General features: G+C 41.5%; 7 protein-coding genes. 2 read left to right on the top strand and 5 right to left on the bottom strand.

The genetic code is table 11. The features are described from left to right. Window positions 1–48: 48 nt before the first annotated feature. The 4 genes from DP117_RS19055 to DP117_RS19040 all read right to left on the bottom strand — a co-directional run bounded on the left by DP117_RS19055 (window position 49) and on the right by DP117_RS19040 (window position 3904). Complete coding sequence (locus DP117_RS19055; protein ID WP_211176198.1) at window positions 49–759, bottom strand: cyanoexosortase B system-associated protein; 711 nt, start codon at window positions 757–759, stop codon at window positions 49–51. 30 nt (window positions 760–789) lie between these two features. Then, window positions 790–1662 (bottom strand): cyanoexosortase B, encoded by an 873-nt coding sequence (gene crtB / locus DP117_RS19050; RefSeq protein ID WP_169219840.1) that lies wholly within the window; start codon window positions 1660–1662, stop codon window positions 790–792. 107 nt (window positions 1663–1769) lie between these two features. Then, complete coding sequence (locus DP117_RS19045) at window positions 1770–2936, bottom strand: DegT/DnrJ/EryC1/StrS aminotransferase family protein (protein WP_169219839.1); 1167 nt, start codon at window positions 2934–2936, stop codon at window positions 1770–1772. 329 nt (window positions 2937–3265) lie between these two features. Continuing rightward, complete coding sequence (locus DP117_RS19040; RefSeq protein ID WP_169219846.1) at window positions 3266–3904, bottom strand: histidine phosphatase family protein; 639 nt, start codon at window positions 3902–3904, stop codon at window positions 3266–3268. A 273-nt stretch (window positions 3905–4177) separates the two neighbouring features. Here DP117_RS19040 and DP117_RS19035 point away from each other — a divergent pair, with 273 nt between their 5' ends. Further along, window positions 4178–5566, top strand: a complete 1389-nt coding sequence (locus tag DP117_RS19035; protein WP_169219838.1) for a carotenoid oxygenase family protein — start codon at window positions 4178–4180, stop codon at window positions 5564–5566. A gap of 273 nt (window positions 5567–5839) precedes the next feature. Continuing rightward, entirely contained in the window at window positions 5840–6349 is a 510-nt protein-coding gene (locus DP117_RS19030; RefSeq protein ID WP_169219837.1) for a pentapeptide repeat-containing protein, read from the top strand. Window positions 6350–6679: 330 nt separating this feature from the next. On the opposite strand, the gene DP117_RS19025 is transcribed toward DP117_RS19030, so the two are convergent. Further along, window positions 6680–7860 (bottom strand): tetratricopeptide repeat protein (locus tag DP117_RS19025; RefSeq protein ID WP_211176197.1); only part of this gene is annotated, 1181 nt, incomplete at its 5' end.

Here is a 7860-nt window from a genome sequence, read left to right as displayed (position 1 = left end):
AATACGGCACGTAGTGCCTGTTCTTCAAGGGTTTTCAGCCAGCTTTCCTTATAAAGGACCTGCTATCAAAGCAGCTTGCACTGTTTGACCGAGAGATTTCGCTTCATTCCAAGTTGTTTCCACTTGCCCCAATGGTTCCATTGGAATGAGAATGCTGACAGCAACCCAAGGAGCGCGTTTTCTGTGCCACTGTGCTGCCTGATCAACGGCAAACCACGATAAAGGTGATGAATGACCCCCATTAGACCAAGCGTACCATTGCAAAACAGCGAAAGTCTGCTGATTTTTTGTTGAGGCACGAAAGAACCTCGCTTGTACTTTTGTTTCAGCAGCATTTGACTCTGCTCGTTGTGATTTCACTGTAAAATCAGCAGAGCGGAACTGAGCTATCTGCCACTGCCAAAGGCTGTTTATTTCCGTCCACTCCACTAGAGGTTGATCTCTAGCTCCTGTTTGTGGTAGCAAAAGCAGAATTGCTTTGGTTTTATTGCCTTTTTTTTGAATCAGTTGATAAGACCATTTGCCTTCCCCTATTTGTTGTTCTCGCTGTTCTATGGTTTGCCAACCAGGAAGGATCAACCCTTTTTGACGTAAATGTTTCAACTCCTGGAGACTAGTCAATCGTGGTAGTTCCCGCCATTCCCAGCGTCCTGTCAGATAACCAGGAATTGCTCCTATAAATAATAGTAGCAATAGCAACAAAAGTGCTATGACTTGAGAAAACTGGTGCTCCTTGAAAAATTTAGCAAAGGAAATCATTGGCGAAGTTTACGGTACTTGGACTAAATTTTACCCTGAGACTTCTGAAAAATATTTATCAATCCAATTCAGAGTCGGTACCAATGAAAGTAGCATCACTGCAGAATACAAATCACCACCCCAACCATCATGCAGCCAATGAAAAGCCCCTTCTTGTCCTGTACCGTGAAAGAAGGAGAGTAATGTGTTGCGAACAATGTTGGCAACAACACTAATTAAGACTGCAACAGATAAAAACCAAATGCTTTTGCGGCCCGAAGATAAAGCATCCGTCCAATAAAGGAGCATCAAGCCAACATAGATAGTTGTAAATAGCATTTTTAGCCCTGCACAGTAGGGTGCAACTTCTACAATTCTTCCCCCTACATATATATTAATTCCATCGACAGTGACTTGCATACCAAGCTGACTGAGTATAAAGCCAGCAGTACCTGCGATGAAACTTTGTAGGGGCAATGTGTAGGGAGTGATTAGGTAAGGAACTGATGTTGGTGTTGCAAGAAGCACTAGTATTAAAGGAAATCCTTGCAATTTTAAGCCAGGAATTCCTTTCAGCCATAAGCACAATCCTGTCAGTATAGCTGGAAAGGAAATGTTGACCAACTCACTCACACCACTCAGATAAAAAACTCCTCCTACTACTAACAACACCACACCAAAAGGATGGGAAATATCTGCTAGTCTTTGCCACTTTTTTCGGTTCAACCAACAAAGGTATGCAGCAAAGGGTAAACCAATAAGACCGTGGCTAAAATATTCGTGTTCGATGCTGATACTTTTTTTGATCCAACCTTCTGTCCAATACAGTAATATAGGAGCGTAAAGCAGCAGCAATATAGCTAATATTGCGAGTGGAATCAACTGTTTGGTATTGGCATTTTTAAACTGACGCTGAATTTGCATATTTTTTATAAAAATGAATTATTAATGATGATTTTTCTAAGTTATGAATTCTGAATTCTGAGTCTGATTTGAATTCATAATTCACAACTTATTATGACATTTTTATGTCAAATGCATAGCACCTTTTGTTCTTGAGTACTCAGGCTTGATGTGATTGCTGAAACGACTTCCTGAACTTGGCTATGACTTAAACCAGGATACATGGGCAAGGATAGTATTTGCCTCGACAGCATTTCAGCATTGGGAAAGTCCCCGACTTGATAACCCAGGTGGATGAATGCTGGTTGGAGATGACAAGGAATTGGATAGTGAACGCCAGTTTGAATTCCTAGTTGTGTGAGTTGTTCTTGAAGTTGCTGACGTTGTACGACACAAGAATCATCTACTCTGATGACATAAAGATGATAAACGTGTCCTTCACCGCTATGATTTTGTATGGGGATAAGTCCGCTTGATGCTAAAGGTGCCAGTTCAATATTGTAGTGCTGGGCTGCATTGAAGCGATCGCGATTCCACTGTGGTAAATATGGTAATTTCTGATGTAAGACCGCTGCTTGCATTGTATCTAGGCGGCTATTGGTACCTGCTTCAACGTGAATGTATTTTTGGGCTGCACCGTAATTCCGCAAGCGTAACATTTTTTGAGCAATATCTGGATTTCGCGTTAATAACATTCCGCCATCTCCAAATGCTCCTAAATTCTTGCTGGGATAAAAACTAAAAGCTGCTGCACTTCCCACAGAACCAGCGCGATATCCTTCTCGTTCAGCTAAGTGGGCTTGTGCTGCATCTTCAAAAATCAACACTTTGAAAGTGTCGGCAAAGTCTAACAATTGCCGTGGTGACACCATTTGTCCATAAAGATGCACTGGAATTATGGCTTTAGTTTGAGGTGTCACTGCTCGTGCTGCTGCTTCTAAATCAATTAAAGCTGTTTGTGGATCGCAATCTACAAAAATTGGCTTTGCTCCTGCATGTATCACCCCAATTAATGTGGCAACAAAGGTATTTACTGGCAGAATGACTTCATCTCCAGGACCAATATTACAAGCTTGTAAACCAAGGGCGATCGCATCAGTTCCCGAAGCAACACCAACTCCATATTCTGCTCCAGACGCAGCCGCAAAAGCTGCTTCAAATTCTTTGAGTGCTTGCCCTAAAACAAAATCCCCCCGTTCTATGACAGCTTGAATTGCTTGTTGTAATTGAGTTTGAATTGGTTGATGTTGTAATGCAAGGTCTACGAAAGGAACTTTAACAGTCTGATTATTCATTCTTAGGCAAGCCCTTAGTCTTTGATGTCAAAATTGCTTTTTTATAGCAGTTCATTCATTGTTGACTAAATACTATAATTTTGCAAAACCTTTATTTGAAATCAAGTCTAAAGTTTATCTTAACTTCATATTTGATTTGATTTTTTTTAGATTTTCAACAGATGAATGTCTCAATCATTGACAAAATCAACAGAACTAACGGTAATTAGAAACCCGGTAACTTTTGCGAAACCGAGTTTAGTGGAACCTCAATAATCTTTAACCGACAAGTATTGGATGGTGTTGGTGTGTAAGCCTAAGAAAAAAATGTGCTTATTAAGTCGTAACTGCTAAGTTCCCGGTAAATTACGCAACCGCTCATCAAAATGAGTACGGTCAGCTAACGCCTTGAGTAGAGGACCATGTGAGCCAAATTCTACAATACTTACCGAACCTACAGGGCATCCCAAACGATAGCGAAAGCGCCCGACATCAATTCCCAACAAACTGCACAGCATAATTCTGATAGTTGCTTTGTGGGAAACAATTAAAACATTACCACTTGTGTAACGATGCTTAATTTCTTCAATAACTTGGGTTGCACGAGATGCGATGGCGATCGCCATTTCTCCACCTGTAGGCGCATACCAAGCCGGATCTGCTAACCAGCGTATATAATCATCATGAAATTCTAGATTTACTGCCTCTGGTGTTTTTCCTTCCCATTTGCCATAGTTGATTTCCTTCAAGCCATCCCGCAGTTCTGGTTGCATCCCGATTGCGTCACACAAAGGTTTTGCCGTCGCTATGGTTCGTGTCATGGGACTACAAAAAATTGCCGTCCAGGGTGTAGAACTATAAGCAGTACCAAAAGCTTTTGCCATCTCCAAGCCGTCTGTGGTCAGTTCTGGATCTACCGAACCACAGAAGAAATTATTACGGCTGCATTCTGTCTGTCCGTGACGAAGGAAATAAAGAGTCAGACTCATACCAATTGGAATTTTAAATTGCTCACTAGTCATTAGTCACTAGTTACTACTCATTAGTCAACCCCTTGGAGGAATTCAAAATTCAAAAAATTTTTTATATTTAAGTTTTGTTATGGTTTTGAATTTTGATTTTGAATTTTGAATTTGTTAGCGCAGCGTGCTGTAGGCAGCAAAGTGAGTAGGGCTATGGCTAAGATAACGAAGTGCCGATAGCATAACGCCACATGCCTCAGGCAGTGCAGTGGCTTATTTATTTCAGCTTGGACAGGAATCATGGCAACAACACAAATCAATCCTTTTCTCGATGGTAATTTTGCACCAGTACATGAAGAAATCTCTACAAACACCCTGCAAGTCATAGGTGAATTACCTCCTGATTTATCAGGAATGTTTGTGCGCAATGGTCCTAATCCCCAATGGAAACCTATTGGACAGTACCATTGGTTTGATGGGGATGGCATGTTGCATGGCGTGCGAATTAGCAATGGTAAAGCGACCTATCGCAATCGCTATGTGCGGACAAAAGGATGGAAAATTGAGAACGAAGCAGGTAAAGCTCTTTGGAGTGGATTACTAGAACCAGTACAAATGGACAATCCTCACGGACCAACTAAGAATGTAGCTAACACTGCTCTTGTGTGGCATGCAGGTCAACTTTTGGCCTTGTGGGAAGCAGGTGTACCTTACGCGATCAAGGTTCCTGAGTTAAAGACTATTGGTGAGCATACTTACGATGGTAAACTTGTTTCAGCCATGACTGCTCATCCTAAAGTTGATCCACTCACAGGTGAGATGATGTTTTTTGGTTACGGCTTTGCACCGCCGTATCTGCAATACGGTGTGGTTTCACCACAAGGCGAACTTTTGCAGACAGAACCGATTGACATACCGACAGCAGTGATGATGCATGATTTTGCCATCACTGAAGACTACACGATTTTCATGGATTTGCCGCTGATTTACAATACGAAAAGCAAAAAACGGGTTGAGATGAAGTTTGAGCGCGATAAACCGAGTCGCTTTGGTATTGTTCCTCGTTATGGCAATAACAGTAATATTCGTTGGTTTGAGACTCCCGCTTGCTATGTCTTCCACACTCTCAACGCTTATGAGGAAGACGACGAGGTGGTGCTGATTGCTTGTCGCATGAATTCCACTAGTGTTTTGGGATCGCTTGACTCACAACCTGATCCCGAAGCAGGTATTCCCCGTCTGTATCAATGGCGGTTTAATCTGAGTACAGGTAAGGTAAGTGAGGAAATGCTGGATGATGTGCCCTCAGAATTTCCCCGTATCAATGAGAATTTGTTGGGGCAAAAAACGCGATATGGATATACAGGTAAACTACCAAAGGATCAACTTGTGTTCGATGGTATTATTAAGTACGACTTCAAAACAGGGCGATCGCAAACCCATGAATTCGGAAAAGGACGTTATGGTGGTGAATCTGTCTTTGCACCACGTCCTAATGCAAAAGCAGAGGATGATGGTTGGCTTGTGACTTTTGTTCATGATACTACAAAAGAAACTTCTGAACTCGTGGTGGTTAGTGCTCAGGATATAACAGCTAAACCAATAGCACGAGTGATTATTCCTCAGCGTGTGCCCTATGGGTTCCACGGTGCTTGGGTTTCTGAGGAACAGTTGAGAGCTTCTGTGTAGATTTAAGCGCGATTTCCTCGATTATACAACTCATACCCGCGTTGCATTCAGACGTATCACCTCACCCCGCCTTTGCAGACGGGGTGAATTTTTTGAACACAACTTGGTATTTACTGGGACTCCATCAATCACTTTCCATAAAAAGATTTTTTCATCACTTTCATTTATAAATTTGAATAAAAATAATGTTTGATTATATTGATCAACTTATCTAAAGTGAACAGTAGACAGTTCAGTCGTGGTTTGTATCAAAGCAAAGGCTCTGAAGTAAAAATGAATAAACCAAATTCAAAGACATTAACTAGCTGGTTTGTAACTGCAGTTTTTATAGTACTTGTAGCAGTATTTTCTCTGCTTGAGCAACCCAGTGCTAGTGCTCAATCACAAACACCATCTATAACCACGCCATCTACACCTGCTCCGATAACATCTGTAGCAACAAACGTTAGGCATTTACTAGAAACCAACGAATGTGTACAGTGCAATTTAATTGGAGCAACACTCAAAGATGCAAACTTGCAAGCAGCAAATTTAGAGAACGCGAACTTGCAAAATGCTGACTTAGAAAGAGCAAATTTACAGGGAACTAACCTAGCTGGTGCGAATTTGCAAGGTGCAGATTTGGGCAAGGCAAACATTACAGGAGCCAACTTAGAAAGAGCAAATCTTTTTGATGCGGACTTAGAGAAGGCAAATCTAACAAACGCGAATATATTAGGTGCAAATCTCCAAGGTGCTGATTTAGAAGACGTAATAAGACCTCAAGGGTTTACGGTTCAGTAAGTTTTTTCCTAGTAACATCACCAATAGCAAGCTGACAAATTGTTTCACTTTTTTTTGCAGTTTACTTAACTGTAGCACAACATATGGTTGAGCTATGTAAGGAAAGAATTGCGATGGGGAAGACTAAATTTAGAAGTTCAAAAGTTCTTTCTCGATAGCTAAATAAATTCCATGTAGTTGGATATTTGTCCTTCACATTTTTAACAGCCAGTCTTGGATTTGTTGGAATGTGGGGGATTTTTATTTTGATTTTTCCATGCTGTATTACTCCCTTCCCAGTCTAAGATTACCTATCTTCTTTTTCTTCTTTTCCTAACAATCACTACTTTGCTAAATCCCAACAATGGTTTGCTGCACTCGTTGCAAGCTGGTGTTATCCTGTTTTTGAGAATAGATTTTGGCAGCTTGCTCAAAAGCCTGCTTCGCTTCTGCTTTCTTTTTCAAAGCCAAGAAAGCGTTACCTTTATTTTCGTATGCTTCGGCATAGTTAGGATTGCGCGCAATCACGCGATCGCAGTCTTTAATCGCATCCTCATATTTCTGGCGGGCAAAGCGGGCTAAACTTCGCTGATAGTAAGCATCAACGTAGTTTTTATCTATATCAATTGCCTGATCATAATCTTTAGTGGCATCTTTATATTCCTTGTTCGCATAGCGGGCGAGTCCCCGGTTAAAGTATGCCCAAGCCCAGCGCTCAGAGTTATCAATAGCTTTGTCATAATCTTTAATAGCCATCTGGTACTCTTTATTGGCAAACCGGGCTAAACCTCTGTTATTGTATGCCGCAGCTAATTTAGGATCGAGGCGAATCGCTTCTGTTGCATCAGTAATTACCGCCGCATACTCTTTGTTTATAAGACGGACTGTTGCTCGTCCATTGTAAGCTTCTGCATAGTTAGAGTTAATGCTAATAGCCTTGTCGAAATCAGCTAATGCACCTTGATAATCTTGTTGCGCTGTGCGAGTCATGCCCCTATTGTTGTATGCTTTGGCATAGTTTGGATCGATTGAGAACGCTTTGTTGTAATCTGCTAATGCTGCTTGATAATCTTGCAATTGGCTTTGAGCCAGACCCCGATTGGCGTAAGCTTCCTTATAATTTCCATCGATTTCAATTGATTTATTGTAATATGCGATCGCACCTCTGTAGTCACTTTTTTTGTAGCGATTATCTCCCCACATCATGTAGTCAGCAGCATCCGCAACGATGTTGTCATTCGGTAGCCTCTCTACATCTAGGTTAGCGCCCCTTAAGTCAGCATTCTGCAAAGAAGCGCCATTGAGACTAACTCCAATCAGTTTTGCATTCTTCAAGTTAGCATTCTTGAGATTAGCATTCCTCAAGTCAGCACCACCCAGATTGGCATTACTCAAGTCAGCACCACTCAGATTAGCATTACTGAGATTAGCATTCTTCAGTTCCACACCCCTCAAGTTAAAACCATTCAAAGAAGCCCCGCTGAGGTTGACACCGCTGAGGTTGACACCGCTGAGGTTGACACCGCTGAGGT

The sequence above is a fragment of the Brasilonema sp. UFV-L1 genome (assembly GCF_012912105.1).
Lineage (GTDB): Bacteria > Cyanobacteriota > Cyanobacteriia > Cyanobacteriales > Nostocaceae > Brasilonema.
Note: the sequence above shows the minus strand (reverse complement) of the source record. Positions and strands in the feature narration are given on the sequence as shown.

Coding starts and splice junctions, on each gene's coding strand:
- DP117_RS19055 (WP_211176198.1), bottom strand. CDS start 759: ATGATTTCCTTTGCTAAATTTTTCAAGGAGCACCAGTTTTCTCAAGTC.
- crtB (WP_169219840.1), bottom strand. CDS start 1,662: ATGCAAATTCAGCGTCAGTTTAAAAATGCCAATACCAAACAGTTGATT.
- DP117_RS19045 (WP_169219839.1), bottom strand. CDS start 2,936: ATGAATAATCAGACTGTTAAAGTTCCTTTCGTAGACCTTGCATTACAA.
- DP117_RS19040 (WP_169219846.1), bottom strand. CDS start 3,904: ATGAGTCTGACTCTTTATTTCCTTCGTCACGGACAGACAGAATGCAGC.
- DP117_RS19035 (WP_169219838.1), top strand. CDS start 4,178: ATGGCAACAACACAAATCAATCCTTTTCTCGATGGTAATTTTGCACCA.
- DP117_RS19030 (WP_169219837.1), top strand. CDS start 5,840: ATGAATAAACCAAATTCAAAGACATTAACTAGCTGGTTTGTAACTGCA.